The following is a 21,436-nucleotide window of genomic DNA, read 5'->3' as shown; positions in this document are numbered from 1 at the left end:
ATCAGGCCTTAATCACATGATGCTGCGTGTAAAGCAATTGGCTAAGCTCATCGCACTCCAGCGGCTGCACGTTCAGCACAAGCGCATTGGCTTGTAACTGACGTTGCCTTAACGATTCAGCGCAGATATATAAATTTTCAATATCATAAAGTTCAAACAGCTTAAAACTGCGTCTGAAGTCTTTGACCATCAATTCTGCGCTGTCATCGGCTTTCACCAGCTGATACACCGCATCGTCACTAAAAATAACGCTGAGCTGATGATCGACTGCTGCTAAAGCAAAGATCAAATCCAGGCTTTCGCGCGCTGCTATGCCATCTAAAGGCAAGCTGGTCACTACCACTGCTATCTTCATGAAAATTGCACCAGTTTATCCGCCTTGGCCAAACGCATGGCAAACTCGGCTAACCCAGCAGCTATATAGCCATCTGCCGGCTTTACCTCAGTGGAGCAAACACCACGTTTCTCAGCTGCAGTGATACAAAACAACAAAGGGATCTGATGCGCCTGACAAAACTGCTGCAGTTTGACCGATAGATTAGGTTCGTCTGAAGGTAAATCAATCAGGGCGGACGCTGCACCTACTGCATCGCGGTATAAAAATACGGAATCAATAACATGTTTGGCCTCAACGGCCTGCTGCATAAACCGCAAGGCGCTGACAAAACTCTGGCCTTGTAACACCGGGCCTTCAATCAGAACGGCAAAACTGGTCATCTGTTTACCTTTCGCATCATTATTCTAAATAACCCTTTACCTGAGTATATATAGCCAAAGTAATTGGAGTTGCAGGGAGGCGACCAGTGATCGAGACCCCAGGAGCATAGTTGTCCTATGTGACTGGGGCGAGAGCACGCAGTCAACAAAGCTGCAGCTTCAAGTACGAAGGCTATAAAAAAAGCCCCGCATTTGGCGGGGCATTTTACTGCAACATCAGCTTATCTCAAGCCTTAATTAATCGTCGCTGCCCATGATACCCAGTAACTGAAGTAACGAGGTGAACAGGTTAAAGATGTTCAGATATAAGCCGACTGTAGCGCGGATATAGTTAGTTTCACCACCGTTGACGATACGGCTGGTATCAAACAAAATTAAACCAGACATAATCATCACTACAGCCGCGTTAATAGCCAGGTGCAGGGCAGGGATCTGGAAGAAGATATTCGCCAGACCAGCCACTATCACTACAATCAGACCTACGAACAGGAAGTTACCCATAAAGCTGAAATCTTTACGTGAACTTAAAGCGTAAGCAGACAGCGAGAAAAACACCACTGCGGTTAAGCCAAGGGCTTGCATAATCAGCTCTGGGCCGTTGGCTGTTGCAGCAAAACGGTTCAGCATAGGGCCTATAGAAGCACCTAAACAGCCCGTTAACGCAAATACCCAAAAAATACCGCTGGCGCTGTCTGCTTTTTTCTGTACTACAAAAATTAAGCCAAAAGCCACCAGTGTAAACACCAGACCCATGCCAAAACCGAAGTTCATTGCCATGGAAATGCCGGCGGTGACTGCACTGAATGCTAAAGTCATAGCCAGCAGGAAATAGGTATTGCGAAGTACTTTGTGGACTTCGACGCTATGGCCGATATGACCAGCGTGCGTGTTTTGGTTGTAGGACATTGCTGTTCTCTCCATTCAATAGTTACTTTTCTGACTTTATCTTACTTGGGAAGTTCCCAAAGTGCCAGCAGTTATCATTGTAAAACAATTCAATCATTTAAGTTGTTTTATCAAAGTTTAAAAAAATGCTTTTCTTTCGCAACCGATCTGATTATCATACGCGGCGCCGGAGGGGTGGCAGAGCGGTTTAATGCACCGGTCTTGAAAACCGGCGAAGGTTAATAGCCTTCCGAGAGTTCGAATCTCTCCCCCTCCGCCATTATTCCCAAAACCCGTATCAGCGAAAGCTTATACGGGTTTTTTGCTTATTGGTTCTGTGTTTTCATGTATTAAGCAATAAAAAAAGCCGCACAAGGCGGCTTAGTTCAAATACACAACTGTTAGTTCACCGCAGTACAACTCATACAAACTGAGTAAATACCTTTTGGATCGTTAAACTGCTCCAGTACTTTAAAGTCCTGATTTATTTGCGTCACGATGTTTTTCAGCAGTGGGCTGAAGGCAGACTCTTTCGCATCAGGTAACAGAGCCTGTACTGTACTTGAGGCAAACATATCACGCAGGAGCTGTTCGGTTGGAGTTAATTCCTGCTCCATCACTTTAATGTCGTATTGCTGTAAGCCAGCTTTTTCAGCTGCTGCAGCAATAGCGTCGTCAAAGGTGCCCAGTTTATCGACTAAACCAAACTCCAGCGCTTTAGTGCCTGTCCAGACACGACCTTGAGCTACTTTATCTACCGCTTCTTTGCTCATACCACGGTTTTCAGACACCATGCCAATAAAGTCGTCATAACCTTTATTGATCATCAATTGGAAAATACCTGACATTTCTGGTGTTAAGCCTTTAAACAGTGGTAAACCAGAACTTAAGCCTGCCAGTTCAGAAGTACCTACACCATCAATGTTCAAACCTAAGACTGGCATCGCATTTTCCAGCGTGTGGAATAAGCCGAAGATACCAATAGAGCCAGTGATCGTAGTAGGAGAGGCCCAGATCTCATTGGCTGGTGCTGCAATCCAATAACCACCAGAAGCTGCAACAGCACCCATAGAGGCTATCACAGGCTTACCAGCTGCCTTTAATAGCTTGATTTCCTGACCTATGACTTCTGAAGCAAAGGCACTACCGCCACCGCTGTCGATACGCAGTACTACAGCTTTTACTTTCTCATCAAAGCGGGCGCGACGTAATAAAGCTGCAGTGGTATCACCACCTATAGTGCCGGCTTTAGCTGAACCATCAATAATGGTGCCACGAGCTACAACAACAGCGACTTTTTCAGTCAACGGATTATCGTACTGAACAGGAGGCAAGACCTGGGCTTGATAATCTTTAAACTGAATTTGGTTAAAGCTGTGTTTTTCGCTTTCGCCAACTAAAGCAATCAGGTCCTGACGGAATTCTTCACGGGTTTTGATGCTATCGACTAACTTTGCATCCAAAGCATATTGGGTCATATCACCATTAACAGCCTGCAACTTTTGATACAAACCAGTAATGGTTTCATCAAAGTTGTCGACGGCAAAACCACGGCGCTCAGCGACTTGCGCTTTGTAGCTGGCCCATAATTCTTCTAACCAGGCTTTATTCGCTTCTTTGGCTTCATCAGACATCGTATCGCGGGTAAAAGGCTCTACTGCAGATTTATAAGTACCCACTTTAAAGACGTGAGTGGTGACCTTTAATTTTTCTAAAGCAGATTTGTAATACATAGGGTAGCTGCCGAAACCTTCCAGCAATACTGTGCCCATAGGATTTAAGTTAATGCTGTCGGCGTAAGAGGCCAGGAAATACTGGTTCTGACTGTAGTAGTCGCCAGTCGCCAGGACTTTTTTGCCTGCAGCCTTAAAGTCTTGCAACGCGCTGCCCACCATAGTCAACTTATCCATTGAGCCTGAGCCAAAAGAAGATAAATCCAGAACTATGGCTTTAATTCGTTCGTCGGTTTTCGCCACCTGAATAGTCTTCAGCAGGTCGGTGACCAAAATTTCAGGTTCTTCTTCCTCTGATCCCATGCTTTCATTCAGCACTTGATCCAGAGGATCGACATAACGTTTCTCTTCCACCAAGTCGCCGGATAAGTTCAGCACTAAAGCCGCGCTTTCAGGGACTTCCACTTTATCGTCGCCGCTGAAAATAGAGACCAGAATAAAGATAAATAAAATAGCAAAAATCAGATTAAACGTGATGTGACGAACCAGACTGATAGCGCGCCAAATGCCACCAAAAAAGCGTCTTAAGATCCCGGGTTTTTTCTCAGACATATGATGTACCTATAGTTTCGGCAAAATAGTAGAGGTCTATGCTAACGAATTTAGAGGGAAAGCTCAGGGCCGAATTTGTAAGTAAATGTATATATCTTGCGATAAAGCAGTAAAACGGCTACATTCTTGCTATTCAACAGGTACGACCAGAGAGAATGTAGTGGCATATCCGCATTTATTAGCCCCACTGGATTTGGGCTTCACTCAATTAAAAAACCGCGTCATTATGGGTTCTATGCATACTGGCCTGGAAGAAGAGAAACAAGGCTTTGATAAATTGGCCGCTTTTTATGCCGAACGGGCTAAAGGCGGCGTCGGTTTAATTATCACAGGTGGCATTAGTCCAAACTTTCGAGGCAATCTGGTGCCTTTTGGTAGCCAGCTGACCTGGTGGTGGCAAGCTGGAAAGCATAAAAAGGTGACACAAGCTGTGCATCAGCACGGCGGCAAAATTTGTATTCAACTGCTGCATGCGGGTCGTTATGGTTATCACCCATTTAGTGTGGCGCCAAGCGCTGTGCAATCACCTATTACGCCTTTTAAACCTAAAGCCTTATCTGACAGCCAAATTCGAAGCACCATTGCTGACTTTGCTCATTCGGCCAAACTGGCGAAAAAAGCAGGTTATGATGGCGTTGAAATTATGGGGTCAGAGGGTTATTTACTGAACCAGTTCCTTTGCGCCAGAACCAACCAGCGTACCGACCAATGGGGCGGTAGTTTTGAAAACCGTTGTCGATTTGTGTTGGAAATTTTAAAAGCAGTGCGTGAAGCCTGTGGCAAAGATTTTATTATTATTTATCGTTTATCCATGTTGGATTTAGTCGAAGACGGCAATAGCTTTGATGAAGTCATCGCTCTGGCAGCGTCAGCTGCTGCAGCTGGCGCCACTATGCTCAATACTGGCATTGGCTGGCATGAAGCCCGAATTCCGACCATAGGCACTATGGTGCCCCGGGCTGCTTTTAGTTGGGTGACAGAACAGGTGCGCAAACACGCCAGCATTCCTGTGATTGCGACCAACAGAATTAACGATCCGCAGGTTGCGGAAACTATTCTTGAGTCAGGTCAGGCCGATATGGTCTGTATGGCGCGGCCATTTTTAGCGGATGCGGAGTTCGTCAATAAAGCAGCGGCAAATCAGGCGCATTTGATCAATACCTGTATCGCTTGCAATCAGGCCTGTTTGGATCATGTATTCCAGAAAAAACGCGCTAGCTGTTTGGTCAACCCTCGAGCCTGTTATGAGACAGAGCTGAATTTTGAAACCGCAGCGGCTAAGAAAAAAATCGCTGTAGTAGGGGCTGGTCCTGCAGGTTTAGCTTTTAGTGTTTATGCAGCCTCCCGCGGCCATGATGTCACTTTATTTGATCGTGGCAGTGAAATTGGCGGCCAGTTTAATTACGCCAAACAAATACCAGGTAAAGAAGAGTTTCATCAGACGCTGCGTTATTTCGGCGAAATGCTAAAAGTAAACAAGGTCAATGTGCAGCTGAATTCTGAGCAAACGGCAGAAAGCCTGGCCGCTGGTGGTTATGATCACGTGGTGTTATCCAGCGGTATTAAAGCCCGTCAACTGGATATACCAGGTTTTGATCACCCTAAAGTCTTAAGTTATCTGGATGTACTGAAGCATCACAAAGCTGTAGGTCAGAATGTGGCTGTAATAGGGGCTGGTGGTATTGGTTTTGATGTGTCTGAATATTTAACAGAGCCACATTCATTAACACTGCAACCTGAAGCCTGGTTAAAAGACTGGGGCATTGATAAAGACTATCAAAGCCGTGGTGCTTTGCTTGCTGATGCGCCAATTGAACCTTCAGAGCGTAAAGTATTTTTGTTGCAGCGTAAAACCAGCAAAGTAGGGGCTGGCCTTGGTAAAACCACCGGCTGGATCCACCGAAGTTCATTAAAGAAAAAGGGTGTAGAAATGCTCTCTGGTGTCAGCTACAACAAAGTAGATGATGCAGGATTGTGGATCAGCATCGACGGCAAGGAACGTTGTCTGGCGGTCGATAATGTTATTGTCTGTGCCGGACAGGAACCGGAGCGCAGTCTGCACCAGCAGCTATTGGATGCAGGTCAGCAGGTGCACCTCATTGGTGGCGCTGATGTGGCTGCTGAACTGGATGCTAAACGTGCCATTCGTCAGGGGGCTGAATTAGCGGCCCGTCTATAGTTTTTGTTGGCAATATATAGCTTCAACCTGAGTTGATTCAGGTTGAAGCTGATTAAATCCTCGCGGCTTCCCCATTCTGATCTACCCAATGAAATATATTTTTCTAAATTTCACTTGCTAAGCCTACCCAATTCCCGTTATTACTCAGGTCGTGACTGCATTCGTATGCATAAATGTGTTGAACCATGCTGGTGCGACGCTTTGGCTCTGCACCAAAATGGAATATTGTCATACGAAGGTCATATGTTGTTCCTAAATTAAATGCTCACAGAAGCATTGATTCGATTGGTGCAATGAGAATTCTTAAAACTTCTGTTGCTTGTGGTATCAGCTTTGCTTTCACAACAACAGAGTAAAAAAATAATATTCAAATCGTCGGTTTTATCAACAGGGAGACTTTTATGTCTGGTGTACTTACCATGATTTTAGCGGGGGGCGAAGGGACCAGACTGGCACCTTTGACTGGAGTCAGAGCCAAACCGGCTGTGCCCTTTGGTGGCAATTACAGGATTATCGATTTTGTACTGAATAATTTTGTGAATTCGGATTTATTACAGATTTTTGTGATCACTCAGTTTAAATCGCATTCACTGATGAAACATTTAAGCCGTGCCTGGCGCGTGACCGGCTTAACCAACAGATTTATTGACCCTATTCCTGCTCAAATGCAAACAGGTAAACACTGGTATCTGGGCACTGCAGATGCGGTGTATCAGAATATCCATCTGATCCACGGTCTGGACCCTGAAGAAGTCTGCGTATTCGGTGGTGATCATATTTATAAAATGGATGTGCGGCAAATGCTGAACTTCCATCGTCAGAACCATGCACTCTTAACAGTTGCAGCTATTCCAGTGCATGTGTCGCAAGCCCATGAGTTTGGTGTGATTGAAGTCGACAGCACTGGCAAAATGGTCGGGTTTGAAGAAAAACCTAAATCGAATCCAAAAACTATTCCGGGCCGGCCCGACTATGTACTGGCGTCTATGGGCAATTATATTTTTGACGCTAAGACTTTAGTGGAAGTGCTGAATGAAGATGCAGCACAAATAGATTCTAAGCACGATTTTGGTCATAACATTATTCCGAAAATGTATCCACAAGGCAGTGTTTATGTGTATGACTTCTCGACCAATGTGATCCGTGGTGAGCAGGAAGACTCCAAAGGTTACTGGCGTGATGTAGGGACTTTAGATTCTTATTATGAAGCCAATATGGATTTAATTTCTGTGCAGCCACCTTTGGATTTATACAATAAATACTGGCCACTACGCAGTTATACGCCACCCATGCCACCTGCTAAGTTTGTGCACGATGAAGCCAACAGAACAGGTCAGGCGATAAGTTCCATGGTGGCTTCAGGTTGTATTGTCAGTGGAGCTATCGTCTATCAGTCTATTTTGGGTTATAACACCGTAGTACACAGCCATGCTTATATTGAAAAAAGTGTGTTGATGGGCAATAACGATATTGGTCGGGGTTGCCGTATTCGCCGTGCTATCATCGATAAAGATGTGAAAATAGCACCGAACACCATTATCGGTGAAGATCCGGTGCTGGATCGTCAGCGTTTCCATGTGTCGGCTGACGGTGTTGTGGTGATCCCCAAAGGGGCGATGGTGGGATTTGACTGATACTACGGTTGTAAAGGCCGCAGATCGGAATGCGGCCTTTAGTGGGAAATAAGCAATGCGTGTGTTGTTTTTATGTAGTGAATTTGAAGGTGTTATTAAAACCGGTGGTTTGGCTGATGCCAGCCGTGGTTTAGCGTTACAAATGCAAAAACTGGGGCATGAAGTCAGAGTGCTGTTGCCTCGTTATGGCAGTCTTTACGCAATTCCTGTTGCAGAGAACTGGCACTCTGTCTATTTTGCGCTCGGTGGCCAGGCTCAGGCTTGTGCTGTGCGTAGTGTATTAAATTCGGAAGTACCGCTGTCACTGATTGAGCATCATGATTATTTTGGCCGGCCACGCCCTTATGATGATGGACATCACGCATATCCGGATAACGCTTTGCGTTTTGCCTTTTTCTGCAAGGCTGCGTTGCAGTTTTGTGTGGATACAGGCTGGGTACCCGATCTGATCCATGGCCATGACTGGCAAACTGGTATAGCAGCCTATTATTTAAAACAATTTTATCAGCAGGCTTTGCCCGGCACTAAAATGCTGTTTACCATTCACAACGGTGCTTATCAGCAAGCTTTATCTGCTGCAGACAGAGCACAAACAGAAGTCTATCCTTCAAGTTCTATGGCGGGTTCCAGTATGTTGGCTTTAGGCTTAGCTTATGCCGATAAGGTCAATACCGTCAGCAAAGGCTACGCCGCTGAATTATTGTCTGAACCTGCTGCCAATGGTTTAGCTGCGTTGTATCAGGCTCGTGGTGAGGATTTTTCCGGTATTTTAAATGGCTGTGACTACGAGCAATGGGATCCAGCCACTGATATCTATCTGACAACGAAATACAGTCGCAGTAAACTCAAAGGCAAACTGGCATGCAAAGCAGAGATGCGGCAAAGGTATGATCTTGAGCAAAACGAAACGCCTCTTTTTGTATTAGTCAGCCGGATCACCGAACAAAAAGGTTTTGCCTATTTATTGCCTGCTTTAGAGCAGTGGCTTGCAAAAGCAGAGGCACAAGTGCTGATGATGGGCACAGGCGATCAATCCTATGTTGCACTATTACGCTCGTTAAACGACAAATTTCCGGGCCGCTTTGTGTTTGTTGAAGGTTTTGATGAAGCTTTATCACATCAACTGGAAGCTGCGGGTGACTTTTTTCTGATGCCATCTTTATTTGAACCTTGTGGCTTAAATCAGATTTACAGTCTACGTTATGGCACTGTACCTTTGGTTCGTTTAACTGGCGGCTTAAAAGATACGGTGCGCGACCTGGCAGACAGTGAAGCCACAGGTATAGGTTTCGCTGAGCCTACAGTACAGGCATTGCTGGAAGCTTTAGATAGAGCCATGGTTTTGTATCAGCAACCTCTTCGATATAAAGAAGTACAACAACGGGGTATGCAACAACGTTTTGGTTGGGCAGAGTCAGCTGTGCAATATCAGGTTTTGTATCAACAACTTCAGCCTTAACGGATCACATTAGTGATATTTTGCCCATAGCTTGAACAAACAGAGGCTATGGGTGCGAAAGCTGTTGTATGGACAAAATAAAGTTTGGTAGCCTTAAGCGAGCTAAATCAAAGGGTTTATTTATGGATGCTGTTACATTACTGACGACCCGTTATTCCTCTGCACGTTTAACTGAACCTGCCCCGAGTGGCGAAGCTCTGGCTATTATCAAACAAGCTGCATTACAGGTGCCTGATCACGGTCATTTAAGACCCTGGCGTTTTGTGGTGGTAAATGGCCGTAAATCCCTGGAGAAGTTAGGGGATGTTTTTGCTGAAGCTGCGCTGGAAGAAGATCCGTCTGTTGCCAGTGAATTGATTGAGCGCGCCCGCCAGTTACCATTGCGTGCTCCAATGGTGATTGTCTGTATTGCTAAATGTGTCAATCATCCGAAAGTGCCTTTATCTGAGCAGACTCAGTCGGCAGCTTGTGCTGTGATGGCGATGCAACAAGCTGCTTTTGCCTTAGGTTTTGGCGGTATTTGGCGCACTGGTGCTTACACGCAGTATGAATTTGTAAAACAGGCATTTGAGCTTGGCGAAGACGATGAAATAGTCGGTTTCCTGTATTTAGGTACTTGTGCTCAGGAATTGCCAGCGAAGGTGCCTTTGGCGGTCGAAGAGTTTTTCAGCGACTATCAATAAACTAATTTCAAAGGATTGAGAGCAGGGGATGGATCAGCGAAGCTTATTTATCGCTGCAGTTTGCTCGCTTGTTTCAGGTAAAAAGCCGATCAGAGTGTGATGGCATCATGATAAAAGCAACACTGAGACGAACCCTTAGTGTTGCTTTTTTGTTTTACTCCAGACGCAGTACTTCTTCAATATGAGTCGTTTCGGCCATCATACTTTTCCACCAACGCTTTTGCGTTGCTGTAGCATCGGGTTTATGCAGTGGTATTGCCTGACCAAAGATTGGCGTAAGCAAAGGCACCTGATAGGCTTTGGCCGCGGCTTCTAATCGTTCCAATGGCTCATGCCAGTTATGCATGGCCAAATCAAAACTGCTGTTGTGAATAGGTATCATGTGTTTACCTCGCACATCCAGATGCGCACGCAAGGACTGCTCAGGCAGCATATGGATATCTGCCCATAATTCGTTATAAGCTCCGGTTTCAATCAGCGTGACATCAAATGGCCCCAGCCGTTCCCCTATAGTTTTAAACCCCGAGAAATAGCCGCTGTCGCCGCTGAAAAACAGCTTCAGCTGGTCGGTTTTTATGGCCCATGATGCCCACAAGGTTTTGTTTTTATCGCTCAGGCCACGGCCGGAAAAATGCTGAGCAGGAGTGGCTGTTAAGGTGGCGCCATGCAAGCTGGTGTCTTGCCACCAATCCAGCGCGATTATTTTCTGTTTGGGGATCCCCCAGCGAATTAGGTGCTGATCCACGCCCAGTGGCACTATAAAACGTTCTGTTCTTTCATTCAGGGCAAGCACACTGTGCTTATCCAGATGATCGTAATGGTCATGCGACAAAATAACACCAGCCAAAGCAGGGACTTCAGATAGCTGCAAGGGCAGCTGATGGAAGCGTTTCGGGCCAGCCCATTGCACTGGCGAAGCACGTTCAGAGAATACCGGATCGGTTAACCAGTAGTGTCCATTCAATTGCATCAACACAGTAGAATGGCTGATTTTATAAAGTATCGGGTCTGCTGTAGCCACTGCAGGCAATTGCATCTTGGCCACTGGCAGGGTAAAAGCCGGGCTGCGTTCTTTATTGGTAGTGGTCAGGTACTGCCATAAAATTTGCGGTAACTTGGCAAAACCAGCGTCATTTGCGCCGGAACTATTGATGTATCTTTGGTTTTCATTGGTCGCAGATAAATAGGATGTCATAACGGCTCCGGTTATAAGTAACAAAACAACAGCAACACTGTGGCGACGAAAGCTCATCAGTTGGCCCTTTAAAAGTAAACTACACTGTGTAGTTTACTTATTTGACTTTAAAAGTAAACTGCTGAGTGTAATAATGTGTAAAATTTTTTCAGGGACCTCTAGTGTGAAAACAGAAGCAAAGCTGACTCGTTCCGAGCAAAAAAAGCAGGATGTGCTGCGGGCAGCCATTCAGGAATTTCGTATGTTTGGTTTTGCCGGTGCCAGTATGGACAGGATTGCGGAGTTAGCTGGAGCCTCCAAGCGTACTGTGTACAATCACTTTGTCAGCAAAGAGCAGTTGTTTGAACTGGCGACGACCGAGTTGTGGCGCACCAGTAAATCGGCCGCTACAGTGGCTTTTGATCCATCAAAGTCAGCGGAGCAGCAATTATTGACTATATGCCGTCAATGTCTGGCTGTGTATGAACAAGAAGATTTTATAGAGCTGGCCCGGGTGGTGATGGCGGAGTATATCCGCAGTTCTGAAAAAGCTCAGGCTGCGATGCAGCGGATGGCAAATCAGGAAGGGGGGCTTGAACTTTGGCTGGCCCAGGCACAGCAGCATGGCGTTTTGCTCGTTCCCGATATTCAGATTGCTGTGACCCAATTCTGGGGTATGTTTAAAGCTTTTGTATTTTGGCCAAGAGTATTTAACATGACCAGCGGAACCAAAGTAGATGAAGCTGTTTTATTAAGTTCTATCCGGATGTTTATCAGTTTCTATAGTACAAAGTGAAAAGCAGCAAAGGGGGATGACTACCTTTGCTGCCTGCTCAGACCTGAGTTTAGAAACCTGTTTCAAAATAGGCAGGAGCCTGCACCATTTCCCAGGTACCGTCCGTATAGAGTATGGTCGCTTTACCCAGATGTGTCTGGTAAGGCGTGATAGGCTGAATACAGAATTCCTGGGTTGTTGTACATCCTGCTGTGGCTTCAGACCAGAGGATAGATGAAACAGGCTTGTTCATTCCTGTCACACGCCATACTGCACTGTTCGGATTGTAGTCCATGGTGTATTCCATTAAATAACAAGAGCCTGTTTGCCACTCGTCATAAGCTGGTGTATCAATAAAACATTCCATTTGCGCAGCAGTTGCAGGCAGCGCCATCATTCCAACTACTAAAGGCACTAATAACTTTTTCATTTTTATTCCCTTTACGTTGACTATCACTTTTAGTTGCCATAATGGCTAAATTAGTTAACCAAGTGTTTATTTTTGTGTCAATTAAAATTTAATTAAAAAAGGAACAAAAATATCAATTCAGGAACAGCATTGTTGTAGCAATGAACATGACTAGTAAAAAATGGCAATAAAAAAGGGCCTCAATGGAGGCCCTTAGCAGCTATGTAAGCAGAATGATTTAGAAGTCTGCGTTACCCGGCGTACGAGGGAAGGCGATCACATCACGCACGTTGCCCACACCTGTCACATAAGACACCAGACGCTCAAAACCTAAACCAAAACCGGCATGAGGTACTGTGCCGTAACGGCGCAGGTCACGGTACCAGCTGTAGTCTTCTTTATTCAGACCCATCTGATCCATACGGGCATCCAGCTGCTCTAAACGCTCTTCACGCTGGCTACCACCGATGATTTCACCAATACCAGGCGCCAGAATATCCATAGCAGCCACAGTTTTGCCGTCTTCATTCATACGCATGTAAAACGCTTTGATGTCTTTTGGATAGTTTTGCAGTATCACAGGAGCACCTACGTGCACTTCAGCTAAGTAACGTTCGTGTTCAGACTGTAAATCCACACCCCATTCCACAGGGTAATCAAACTTCTTACCGCAGTTTTTCAGGATCTCAACCGCGTCTGTGTAATCCATACGAACAAAACTTGAATCGATCATGTTTTGCAGACGGCTTACCGCATTTTCGTCCACACGCTCAGCAAAAAACGCCATATCATCAGCACGTTCTTCTAAAACAGCTTTAAATACAAACTTCAGCATGTCTTCAGCCAGCTGCGCCACGTCTTTTAATTCAGCGTAAGCTACTTCTGGTTCAATCATCCAGAACTCAGCTAAGTGACGGGTAGTGTTTGAGTTTTCAGCACGGAACGTTGGGCCAAAGGTATAGACCTTAGACAAAGCACAGGCATAAGTTTCAACGTTCAGCTGGCCTGATACCGTCAGGAAAGTTTCTTTGCCGAAAAAGTCCTGTTTGTAATCAATAGCACCTTTGTCGTCGCGTGGCAGGTTTTCCATATCCAGTGTACTGACACGGAACATCTCACCAGCGCCTTCAGCGTCTGCACCTGTAATGATAGGTGTGCTGATCCAGTAAAAACCACGTTCGTGGAAGAAACGGTGAATGGCCTGAGCTAAACAGTGACGCACTCGGGTGATAGCGCCAACCATGTTAGTACGGGCACGTAAATGCGCTTGTTCACGCAGGTATTCCATGCTGTGGCGTTTTGGTGCCATAGGGTAGGTGTCCGGGTTTTCAACCCAGCCAACCACTTCAACAGAGGATGCCTGGATTTCAAAAGCCTGACCCTGACCTTCTGACTTGGCAATAGTGCCAGTCACAATGACAGAGCACGCCGTCGTCAGACGTTTAATTTCGTTTTCGTAATTATTCAAATCAGCCGGAGCAACGGCCTGAACTGCATCAAAGCAGCTGCCGTCGTGCACGGCTAAAAATGAAATCCCGGCTTTGGAATCACGCTTAGTGCGGATCCACCCTTTTACTGTGACTGTATCGCCAACCTGATACTGGCCAGACAGCACATCTTTGATTACTGCATGCGTCATGCAACCTGCTCCAACTTACTTAAGAAACTGTAAAAACCCAAAAGCAGACATCATACTGAGGCAAAGACTGAACACAAGTAAAAATTGTGAGGAATTCTAAAATGAGCGCTTCAGAGCCCGATCTTAAGCCAAAAGAGCGTCGTAAAGGCGCAGATTGGCTGATGTTGCTGTTGGCTATGCTGAATTTGGGCGCCTGGTTTTTACTGATCATGGGTCTGGCACTGGCGCATTTGGCCAAACCTGAGTTTAACAGTGGTTTAGTGCAGTACTGGGGCATTCCCATTGAACAGAAATGGGATAAAGCTTTGGTGGTAAAACTGGAAGTGTTAGTGCGCTGGTGTCTGGTGTTTACTGCCGCCACTTTAGTGTTGCATCAGTTTCGCAACAGACGCCGTGACGATGGCTGGCGCTTAAACTTGTTTTTTCTGCTGTTTTTAAGCGCCGTGGTGCTATTTGTATTTTCAACTATTGATTAAATGCTTCAGGCACCGGGTAAAGCTTCGACACCATCCTGTTGTGACTGATTACAGAGCAGAATAAGCGCAGAGGTCAATTTAGAAAGTTGGAGAGGGCTGATGATATAAGGTGGCATTAAATACAGCAGTTTGCCAAAAGGCCGGATCCAAACGCCTAATTCGACAAAAGCTTTTTGCATGGCTGCGACATCGATATTCTGTTTCATCTCTACTACACCTATAGCACCCAAAACCCGCACATCAGCTACATAAGGCGATAAACGGCAGGGCTCCAACTGTTGTTTTAGTTGCTGTTCTATGGCTTTGACCTGAGCTTGCCACTGGTTCTGCTGCACCAATTGCAAGCTTTTTAGCGCTACAGCACAAGCCAGCGGATTCGCCATATAAGTAGGGCCGTGCATTAAAACCGGCACAGCACCTTGGGCTATGCCGTCCGCTACTTTATCGTTGCACAGGGTGGCCGCCAGTGTTAGATAACCGCCGGTTAAGGCTTTACCCAGACAGATAATATCAGGGCTGATACCTGCATGCTGGCAGGCAAAGAGTTTTCCGGTACGACCAAAACCTGTAGCTATTTCATCGGCAATCAACAGTACCTGATACTGATCACAAAGTTTACGCGCCAGTTTTAGATAATCCGGATGATAAAACCGCATACCTCCGGCGCCTTGTAATATGGGTTCCAGAATAAAGGCCGCCAATTGCTGATGATGCTGCTCAAATAAAGCCGTCAAAGCCAGCTCATCTTCTGCTAAAAATTCGCCGTCAAACTGGCTTTGTGGTGCAGGGGCGAATAGCTGCGGGATGATCTGATCTTTAAACATCGAATGCATACCATCCACAGGATCGCAGACCGACATGGCAGCAAAGGTATCACCGTGATAGCCTTTGTGAATGGTCAGTAACCGGCTTTTTTCCGGACGATTTAAACCTAACCAGTACTGCAGCGCCATTTTTATCGCTACTTCAACAGAGATTGAACCACTGTCGGCAAAAAAGACTTTGGTTAAACCCTTTGGCACCATCTCCAGTAATAACTTCGCCAAATCTACAGCAGGTTGATGGGTGATACCGCCAAACATCACATGGCTCATTTTCTGACTTTGCACCACCAGAGCCTGGTTTAACTGCGGATGATTGTAACCATGAATAGCAGCCCACCAGGACGAAGTACCATCAACCAGAGTTCTGCCATCTTCAAGCGTTAGCTCGCAGCCATGGGCGCTGACCACAGGATACACAGGCAAAGGTTTACTTAACGAGGTGTATGGATGCCAGATATGCTGGCGATCAAACTCAAGATTTATGCTCATAAAATAACCTGTAGTAAACTTTGCGAACTGGTTGGCGTTGACATGGCGCTAAGGGCCGATAGACTAACGGAAAATTTAAAAGACCACAATTTGTCTGTGGCTTGTCTTCGGGGAATTTTATGTCTGCAGTTTTACCACTTCGTCACAACTGGACTCTGGCTGAAGTAAATGCCTTGTTTGCCTTACCTTTTAATGACTTAGTCTTTCAGGCCCAGACGGTGCACCGTCAGTTTTTTAAACCCAATGAAGTGCAGATCAGTACCTTGTTGTCGATTAAAACCGGCGCTTGTGCTGAAGACTGTAAATATTGCCCGCAAAGTGGTCATTACAATACTGGTCTTGAGCGTGAACGTTTGCTGGAAGTGGAAAAAGTATTAACTCAGGCTAAAGCCGCTAAAGACAAAGGCGCCAGCCGTTTTTGCATGGGTGCGGCCTGGAGCAATCCAAAACAGCGGGATATGCCGTTTCTGATGGAAATGGTCAAAGGCGTCAAAGAAATGGGCTTAGAAACCTGTATGACGCTGGGTAAACTCGATGCAGGCCAGGCGCAGGAGTTAAAACAGGCTGGTTTAGATTACTACAACCATAACCTGGATACCTCGCCTGAGTTTTACGGTGAAATTATCACTACCCGTACATATCAGGACAGATTAGACACTTTGCAACACGTACGTGATGCCGGTATGAAAGTTTGTTGTGGTGGCATAGTGGGCATGGGCGAGTCGGCAAACGACAGATCCGCACTTTTAATGCAGCTGGCGAATTTGCCAGAGCATCCACAAAGTGTGCCTATTAATATGCTGGTGAAAGTGCAGGGCACGCCGATGGAAAATGTCGAAGACTTAGATGGTTTCGAATTTATCCGTACCATAGCAGTCGCCCGCATTATTATGCCACAAAGCCATGTGCGTTTATCCGCTGGCCGTTCCCGCATGAATGAACAAATGCAGGCGCTGTGTTTTTTATCAGGTGCCAACTCGATATTTTACGGCGATAAGTTGCTGACCACAGAAAACCCTGAAGCAGATGCCGATATGTTGTTATTTGCTAAGCTCGGTATCAATCCAGAGCAGCGTCACGATGTGTCAGACGAAGCCCATGAAGCGGCTTTGGCCGATGCTATTAAAGAGCAAAATACACCTTCATTGTTCCATAGCGCGGTGTAAGTGCAGTGATGGACAGGTTACAGCGCTTTGCGCAGCAGATCGCCGATCGCAAAGCAGCTGGCTTGTATCGGCAGCATCCGGCTATTGATTCGTATCAGGGCCGTTTGCTGCAAAATAAGCAAGGCGCTTATCTTAATTTCTCCGGTAATGACTATCTGGGTCTGGCCACTGAGCCACAGCTTATAAAAGCTCTGGCAGAGGGCGCCGAACGTTTTGGCGTCGGCAGCTCAGGTTCACCTTTGGTGACCGGGTTTCATTATGCGCACCGCGCTTTGTCTGATGCACTTTGTGACTGGCTGGGCGTGGACGATGTATTGCTGTTTTCCTCAGGTTTTGCCGCCAATCAGGTGATGCTGCAGCATTTAGCCGATAAAACCGATCATTTGCTGTTGGATAAACTCTGCCACGCCTCTTTGATTGATGCTGCACTCAATAGTGATGCCCCTTACAAAAGATTTCCGCATCAGGATCTTGCCGCGCTTGAGATGCTATTAAAACGTTACCCATCTGCATTAGTGGTAACTGAAGGCGTATTTAGTATGGATGGTGATAGTCCGGATCTAAGCGCTGTATCTGCGCTTTGTAAAACAAATAAAGCGGATATGCTGCTGGACGATGCCCATGGACTGGGAGTGCTTGGCAACGAAGGAAAAGGCAGCTGGGATGCGCAGGGGCTTGAGTCCAGCGACATGCTGTGCCTGATGGCGAACTTTGGTAAAGCTTTAGCAGGTCAGGGCGCTTTTTTGGCAGGTTCTGCCACAGTGATTGATTATTTACGCCAGTTTGCCAGGCATTATATTTACAGCACTGCGTTATCGCCTGCTTTGTGCTGGGCAATGAAAACCTCCGTTGAATTAAGCCGCAGCCAAGAGTGGCGCAGAGACAAACTGAATGACAATATTCAATTGTTTAAAACTCTGGCGGCTGGTGCTGGTTTGACTTTATTGCCATCGAGCACAGCGATACAGCCGCTGATTATTGGCGATTCAGACAAAGCCATGTTGATAAGCGCCTCGCTGAAGAAACAAGGCATTTGGCTCAGCGCAATACGGCCACCGACAGTGCCGCAGGGTAGCGCCAGGTTACGCATTACCTTATCTGCGTTACATCAGAGTGACGATATTCACTTTTTAGTACAAAAGCTGGAGCAATTGATATGAATGCTTTGGCATTGACGGACGACATTGCCCGCCACTTTGGCCGTGCCCGTGAAAGTTACGAACAGGCGGCACGGTTGCAACGTCTGGTTGCTGCTAAAGCCTTCACTTTATTAACACCAACGGCTGGATTGTTACTGGATTTAGGTTCTGGCCCAGGTTGGTTTCATTCAAAGCTAAAACAGCACTGCGCTGATTTAATAGCACTGGATTTAAGTTTTGACATGCTGCAAAAAACCAGGGCAGCACAACAAGCCAGTTTGGTGTTTCAGGCCGATGCTCAGTCTTTGCCTGTAGCGAGTGAAAGCGTAGACCGGGTATTTTCCAGCCTGATGCTGCAGTGGTGCGAACAGCCTGAATTGGTGCTGCAGGAAATCAACCGTGTGTTAAAGCCAGGTGGTTCAGCCGTTATCAGTACTTTGCTGGATGGCACCTTGCAGGAATTTAAACAGGCCTGGTCTGTGGTAGATCATCATCAGCATATCAATCAGTTTTTGCCTTTGGATTTTTATCAGCAGCTAGAGTTTCAGCATCCGCAATTAGGTTTGCAGTTACAGACTGAACTGGTGCAATTGGAGTATCCGGATGTGCTGGCGTTGGCGCGGGAACTGAAAGATTTAGGTGCAAATACGGTGACCCAAGGCCGCAATAAAGCATTAACCGGCAAACAAAGTTGGCAAAAAGTGCAGCAGGCTTATCCATCCCGTTGCATCGATGGTCAAATCAGTGCCAGTTATCAGGTGTTGTACCTGACCCTGACCAAGCAAAACTCTGAGTCATAACAGAAGAATAAACAGATGCAGACGATTTTTATTACAGGCACAGACACAGATGCTGGCAAAACCTATGTGGCAGTGGCGTTACTGCAAGGTTTAAAAGCTTTGGGTTATCGCACAGTGGCGCAAAAACCTGTGGCTGCAGGCGTCAATGCTGCGGGTTTTAATACCGACGCCTTGCAATTGCAGCAGCATGCGACAGAGCCACTGAGTTATGAGCTGGTCAATCCCTACGGCCTGGAAGACGCAGTGGCGCCGCATTTGGCGGCTGCAAAAGCAGAGCTTGTTATTGACTCCAGCATTCTGAGCAAAGAGTTACAAAAGCTCCAAAATGTGGATGCTGATATAGCTTTAGTAGAAGGCGCAGGGGGCTGGTTATTGCCGCTGGATGAGAACTGCACTATGGCGGATTGGGTAACAGAGCAGCAACTGCCTGTCTTACTCGTAGTAGGAATGAAACTCGGCTGCTTAAACCACGCCTTACTGACGATAAACGAAATTGAACGCTCTGGCCTGAAGCTGCTGGGCTGGGTGGCTAATTGTATAGACCCTGATATGTCGTATCAGCAGGAAAATATCAGCTATTTACAACAAAAGCTGACAGCGCCATGCCTTGGCATTTTACCTTACCAGTCCGAACCACAGATCAATACCTCTCTTGCCGCAGCCTTAGTCAAACAGATGTGACAGATCGCACCGACAGCGCCATTCATCTTTATTTACAATTGCTTGTCGCACTTTCATTGAAAAACGGCTTCTAAGCCATATAGTACAAGCAGTAGCTTAATAAACGAGGTATCTATGAAGCGAATTATACTGTTCTTAGCCACAAACCTGGCGGTGATGTTGGTGTTAAGTATTGTACTTAGCATCGTCTTTAGAGTGCTGGGCATTGATAGCCGTAGCATAGGCGGCTTGTTGGTGTTTGCAGCAGTATTTGGTTTTGGTGGTTCGTTCATTTCATTGTTTATGTCGAAATGGATGGCCAAACGCTCGACAGGCGCAGTGGTGATCACCCAGCCACGTAACGCTACAGAACAATGGTTGTTTGATACAGTGCGCCGTCAGGCTCAGCAGGCCGGTATTGGTATGCCTGAAGTGGCTATTTACGACTCTCCTGAAATGAACGCCTTTGCCACAGGTGCCAGCCGCAATAATGCATTGGTGGCGGTCAGCACTGGCTTAATGCGCAATATGCGTGAAGAAGAAGTTGAAGCCGTATTGGCGCATGAAGTGTCTCACGTGGCCAATGGCGATATGGTGACTCTGACTCTAATCCAGGGCGTGGTGAACACCTTCGTTATTTTCTTTGCCCGTTTAATTGCTGGCGCTATCAGCGGTAACCGTAATGACGAAGGCGGTGGTGGTAATGGTTTCGCCTATATGATGACTGTGTTTGTACTGGAAATGGCCTTTGGTGTGCTGGCCAGCATCATAGTGATGTGGTTCTCCCGTAAGCGTGAATTCAGTGCCGATGCCGGAGCTGCGAAATTAGTCGGTGCCAATAAAATGATTGCGGCGCTGGAGCGTCTGCGCAATAACCATGAAAGCCAGTTGGAAGGTTCAATGATGGCTTTTGGTATTGCCAGCAAGCCTGCCACGTCAGAGCTGTTTTTAAGTCACCCTCCGCTGGAAAAACGTATTGCGGCTTTGCGTGGTGGTTTTTAAGCAAAATCACTAAAGGTAAACAAAAAAAAGGAACCGAAGTTATATATGGTTCCTTTTTGTTTTAGTGAAAGCTCGATGCAACAGGAGTTAACACATAACCACCTGATTACGGCCTGCGGCCTTAGCCTGATACAAGGCTTCATCTGCGGCCTGGATTAAGTTAAAGGCTGTAGTGCCATGTTCAGGGTACACCGCAACACCAGCAGATAAGGTAATGTTGACCGCCTGATGTTTCGCAAACACCTGAGCTTGCTCTACATGCACCCGCCAGTTTTCTGCCAGATGCCTGGCTTGTGTTGCACTGGTGTTCGGCAGAATCACCAGAAACTCTTCACCACCATAGCGGAATAAAATATCAGTTCGTCTGCTTTGCCGAAGCAGATGTTTGGCCACCATTTCAATCACTTTGTCGCCGGTCTGATGACCAAACTGATCATTGAGCTGTTTGAAGTGATCGAGATCCAGCATCACCACAGCCAAAGGTTTTTGATTCCGTCTGGCTAAAGCCAGTTCACGTTCCATAAATTCATTCAAAAAGCGGCGGTTATATAAATTGGTCAGCGGGTCGCGGATGGATTGCTCCCGGATGCGGTTTTTCAGCTGTTCAATATCGGTCAGGCGTTGCTGCAGCTCTTCATTTTGTTTTTTAAGCAGCATTAAGGCGTTTTCCTGCTCACTGATATCCTGCATCAGCAGTAACCAGGTGTCAGGGTTTGAGTCGCTCAGAGCACATTGCAATTTAAAATGCCTGCAACTGCCATCGCTTGCCAACAAACACCAAATGGGGGCAGCGGAGTGTGGATTTAGCTGGTTCAACAGGCTGAGAAAATCAGCGGGCAAGTGGTTCAGCACCTCTTTGTGCAGCTGTGAGCGTTTTGTTTGGTTTAATCCAAACAAAAGCTGAAAAGCAGTATTACTTCGCAGTAAATGCGGAGCAGTCTGTGTGGCATGAATTTGCAGCAAAGCAACAGGGTCGGACAAGGACTGAAATAAGTCCGTCCAGCCATACGCTGTATTGGTTTGTGAATGTCCTTTAGCCAC

20 protein-coding genes and 1 tRNA gene are annotated in these 21,436 nt (G+C 46.4%); 12 read left to right on the top strand and 9 right to left on the bottom strand.

The features are described 5' to 3' along the window. Position 1 precedes the first annotated feature (1 nt). The 3 genes from tusC to LSG34_RS02750 all read right to left on the bottom strand — a co-directional run bounded on the left by tusC (position 2) and on the right by LSG34_RS02750 (position 1,623). Complete coding sequence (tusC, locus tag LSG34_RS02760; protein ID WP_233007274.1) at positions 2-355, bottom strand: sulfurtransferase complex subunit TusC; 354 nt, start codon at positions 353-355, stop codon at positions 2-4. After that, a complete protein-coding gene (tusD, locus tag LSG34_RS02755; RefSeq protein ID WP_233007273.1) occupies positions 352-717 on the bottom strand; it encodes a sulfurtransferase complex subunit TusD in 366 nt (121 codons plus the stop codon). The genes tusC and tusD overlap by 4 nt, the downstream gene beginning before the upstream one ends. 237 nt (positions 718-954) lie before the next feature. Then, positions 955-1,623 carry a Bax inhibitor-1/YccA family protein gene (locus LSG34_RS02750; protein ID WP_233007272.1) on the bottom strand — a complete coding sequence of 223 codons (669 nt, stop codon included), beginning with the start codon at positions 1,621-1,623 and terminating at the stop codon, positions 955-957. A 168-nt stretch (positions 1,624-1,791) separates the two neighbouring features. Here LSG34_RS02750 and LSG34_RS02745 point away from each other — a divergent pair. Beyond that, positions 1,792-1,882 (top strand) — tRNA-Ser (locus LSG34_RS02745). A gap of 121 nt (positions 1,883-2,003) precedes the next feature. On the opposite strand, the gene sppA is transcribed toward LSG34_RS02745, so the two are convergent. Next, entirely contained in the window at positions 2,004-3,887 is a 1,884-nt protein-coding gene (sppA, locus tag LSG34_RS02740; protein ID WP_233007271.1) for a signal peptide peptidase SppA, read from the bottom strand. 160 nt (positions 3,888-4,047) lie between these two features. Between sppA and LSG34_RS02735 the strand changes: the two genes are divergently transcribed. The 4 genes from LSG34_RS02735 (at position 4,048) to LSG34_RS02720 (ending at position 9,842) form a co-directional block, all read left to right on the top strand. Beyond that, positions 4,048-6,066, top strand: coding sequence for an oxidoreductase (locus LSG34_RS02735; protein ID WP_233007270.1), 2,019 nt, complete (start codon positions 4,048-4,050; stop codon positions 6,064-6,066). A 401-nt stretch (positions 6,067-6,467) separates the two neighbouring features. Continuing rightward, positions 6,468-7,700, top strand: coding sequence for a glucose-1-phosphate adenylyltransferase (gene glgC, locus LSG34_RS02730; protein WP_233007269.1), 1,233 nt, complete (start codon positions 6,468-6,470; stop codon positions 7,698-7,700). Positions 7,701-7,755: 55 nt separating this feature from the next. Further along, positions 7,756-9,159 carry a glycogen synthase gene (locus tag LSG34_RS02725; protein ID WP_233007268.1) on the top strand — a complete coding sequence of 468 codons (1,404 nt, stop codon included), beginning with the start codon at positions 7,756-7,758 and terminating at the stop codon, positions 9,157-9,159. Between the two features lie 122 nt (positions 9,160-9,281). Continuing rightward, a complete protein-coding gene (locus tag LSG34_RS02720; protein WP_233007267.1) occupies positions 9,282-9,842 on the top strand; it encodes an NAD(P)H nitroreductase in 561 nt (186 codons plus the stop codon). 154 nt (positions 9,843-9,996) lie between these two features. Here the strand turns inward: LSG34_RS02720 and LSG34_RS02715 are convergent, their stop codons facing one another. Continuing rightward, a complete protein-coding gene (locus LSG34_RS02715; protein ID WP_233007266.1) occupies positions 9,997-11,037 on the bottom strand; it encodes an MBL fold metallo-hydrolase in 1,041 nt (346 codons plus the stop codon). A 163-nt stretch (positions 11,038-11,200) separates the two neighbouring features. On the opposite strand from LSG34_RS02715, the gene LSG34_RS02710 reads away from it, so the two are divergent. Next, positions 11,201-11,812, top strand: a complete 612-nt coding sequence (locus LSG34_RS02710; RefSeq protein ID WP_233007265.1) for a TetR/AcrR family transcriptional regulator — start codon at positions 11,201-11,203, stop codon at positions 11,810-11,812. A gap of 49 nt (positions 11,813-11,861) precedes the next feature. Here LSG34_RS02710 and LSG34_RS02705 read toward each other — a convergent pair whose 3' ends face one another. After that, positions 11,862-12,221, bottom strand: coding sequence for a hypothetical protein (locus LSG34_RS02705; RefSeq protein ID WP_233007264.1), 360 nt, complete (start codon positions 12,219-12,221; stop codon positions 11,862-11,864). A gap of 217 nt (positions 12,222-12,438) precedes the next feature. Further along, positions 12,439-13,839 carry an asparagine--tRNA ligase gene (gene asnS / locus LSG34_RS02700; RefSeq protein WP_233007263.1) on the bottom strand — a complete coding sequence of 467 codons (1,401 nt, stop codon included), beginning with the start codon at positions 13,837-13,839 and terminating at the stop codon, positions 12,439-12,441. 101 nt (positions 13,840-13,940) lie between these two features. Here asnS and LSG34_RS02695 point away from each other — a divergent pair, with 101 nt between their 5' ends. Then, positions 13,941-14,315, top strand: a complete 375-nt coding sequence (locus LSG34_RS02695; protein ID WP_233007262.1) for a hypothetical protein — start codon at positions 13,941-13,943, stop codon at positions 14,313-14,315. A 5-nt stretch (positions 14,316-14,320) separates the two neighbouring features. Here LSG34_RS02695 and bioA read toward each other — a convergent pair whose 3' ends face one another. Beyond that, positions 14,321-15,628, bottom strand: coding sequence for an adenosylmethionine--8-amino-7-oxononanoate transaminase (bioA, locus tag LSG34_RS02690; protein WP_233007261.1), 1,308 nt, complete (start codon positions 15,626-15,628; stop codon positions 14,321-14,323). A 119-nt stretch (positions 15,629-15,747) separates the two neighbouring features. On the opposite strand from bioA, the gene bioB reads away from it, so the two are divergent. The 5 genes from bioB (at position 15,748) to htpX (ending at position 20,395) form a co-directional block, all read left to right on the top strand. Next, the gene (gene bioB / locus LSG34_RS02685; protein ID WP_233007260.1) at positions 15,748-16,794 is read left to right on the top strand and encodes a biotin synthase BioB; all 1,047 of its coding nucleotides are present in this window, start codon (positions 15,748-15,750) and stop codon (positions 16,792-16,794) included. Positions 16,795-16,802: 8 nt separating this feature from the next. After that, a complete protein-coding gene (locus LSG34_RS02680; protein ID WP_233007259.1) occupies positions 16,803-17,954 on the top strand; it encodes an aminotransferase class I/II-fold pyridoxal phosphate-dependent enzyme in 1,152 nt (383 codons plus the stop codon). Then, a complete protein-coding gene (locus LSG34_RS02675) occupies positions 17,951-18,733 on the top strand; it encodes a methyltransferase domain-containing protein (protein ID WP_233007258.1) in 783 nt (260 codons plus the stop codon). Before LSG34_RS02680 ends, LSG34_RS02675 begins: the two co-directional genes overlap by 4 nt. A gap of 15 nt (positions 18,734-18,748) precedes the next feature. Beyond that, positions 18,749-19,414 carry a dethiobiotin synthase gene (gene bioD, locus LSG34_RS02670; protein ID WP_233007257.1) on the top strand — a complete coding sequence of 222 codons (666 nt, stop codon included), beginning with the start codon at positions 18,749-18,751 and terminating at the stop codon, positions 19,412-19,414. 114 nt (positions 19,415-19,528) lie between these two features. Continuing rightward, positions 19,529-20,395 carry a protease HtpX gene (htpX, locus tag LSG34_RS02665; RefSeq protein ID WP_233007256.1) on the top strand — a complete coding sequence of 289 codons (867 nt, stop codon included), beginning with the start codon at positions 19,529-19,531 and terminating at the stop codon, positions 20,393-20,395. Positions 20,396-20,482: 87 nt separating this feature from the next. Here the strand turns inward: htpX and LSG34_RS20830 are convergent, their stop codons facing one another. Beyond that, positions 20,483-21,436, bottom strand: a complete 954-nt coding sequence (locus LSG34_RS20830) for a GGDEF domain-containing protein (RefSeq protein WP_233007255.1) — start codon at positions 21,434-21,436, stop codon at positions 20,483-20,485.

Source organism: Rheinheimera faecalis (assembly GCF_021290965.1).
Classification (GTDB): domain Bacteria; phylum Pseudomonadota; class Gammaproteobacteria; order Enterobacterales; family Alteromonadaceae; genus Pararheinheimera; species Pararheinheimera faecalis.
This window is presented reverse-complemented; position numbering and strand designations above follow the sequence as displayed.

Excerpts from the sequence above, each read along its gene's own strand:
- LSG34_RS02675 (WP_233007258.1), top strand. The coding sequence starts at position 17,951 with ATGAATGCTTTGGCATTGACGGACGACATTGCCCGCCACTTTGGCCGT.
- sppA (WP_233007271.1), bottom strand. The coding sequence starts at position 3,887 with ATGTCTGAGAAAAAACCCGGGATCTTAAGACGCTTTTTTGGTGGCATT.
- bioD (WP_233007257.1), top strand. The coding sequence starts at position 18,749 with ATGCAGACGATTTTTATTACAGGCACAGACACAGATGCTGGCAAAACC.
- tusD (WP_233007273.1), bottom strand. The coding sequence starts at position 717 with ATGACCAGTTTTGCCGTTCTGATTGAAGGCCCGGTGTTACAAGGCCAG.
- LSG34_RS02725 (WP_233007268.1), top strand. The coding sequence starts at position 7,756 with ATGCGTGTGTTGTTTTTATGTAGTGAATTTGAAGGTGTTATTAAAACC.
- LSG34_RS02750 (WP_233007272.1), bottom strand. The coding sequence starts at position 1,623 with ATGTCCTACAACCAAAACACGCACGCTGGTCATATCGGCCATAGCGTC.
- bioB (WP_233007260.1), top strand. The coding sequence starts at position 15,748 with ATGTCTGCAGTTTTACCACTTCGTCACAACTGGACTCTGGCTGAAGTA.
- LSG34_RS02705 (WP_233007264.1), bottom strand. The coding sequence starts at position 12,221 with ATGAAAAAGTTATTAGTGCCTTTAGTAGTTGGAATGATGGCGCTGCCT.
- htpX (WP_233007256.1), top strand. The coding sequence starts at position 19,529 with ATGAAGCGAATTATACTGTTCTTAGCCACAAACCTGGCGGTGATGTTG.
- bioA (WP_233007261.1), bottom strand. The coding sequence starts at position 15,628 with ATGAGCATAAATCTTGAGTTTGATCGCCAGCATATCTGGCATCCATAC.
- LSG34_RS02715 (WP_233007266.1), bottom strand. The coding sequence starts at position 11,037 with ATGACATCCTATTTATCTGCGACCAATGAAAACCAAAGATACATCAAT.
- LSG34_RS02720 (WP_233007267.1), top strand. The coding sequence starts at position 9,282 with ATGGATGCTGTTACATTACTGACGACCCGTTATTCCTCTGCACGTTTA.
- glgC (WP_233007269.1), top strand. The coding sequence starts at position 6,468 with ATGTCTGGTGTACTTACCATGATTTTAGCGGGGGGCGAAGGGACCAGA.
- asnS (WP_233007263.1), bottom strand. The coding sequence starts at position 13,839 with ATGACGCATGCAGTAATCAAAGATGTGCTGTCTGGCCAGTATCAGGTT.
- LSG34_RS02680 (WP_233007259.1), top strand. The coding sequence starts at position 16,803 with ATGGACAGGTTACAGCGCTTTGCGCAGCAGATCGCCGATCGCAAAGCA.
- tusC (WP_233007274.1), bottom strand. The coding sequence starts at position 355 with ATGAAGATAGCAGTGGTAGTGACCAGCTTGCCTTTAGATGGCATAGCA.
- LSG34_RS02695 (WP_233007262.1), top strand. The coding sequence starts at position 13,941 with ATGAGCGCTTCAGAGCCCGATCTTAAGCCAAAAGAGCGTCGTAAAGGC.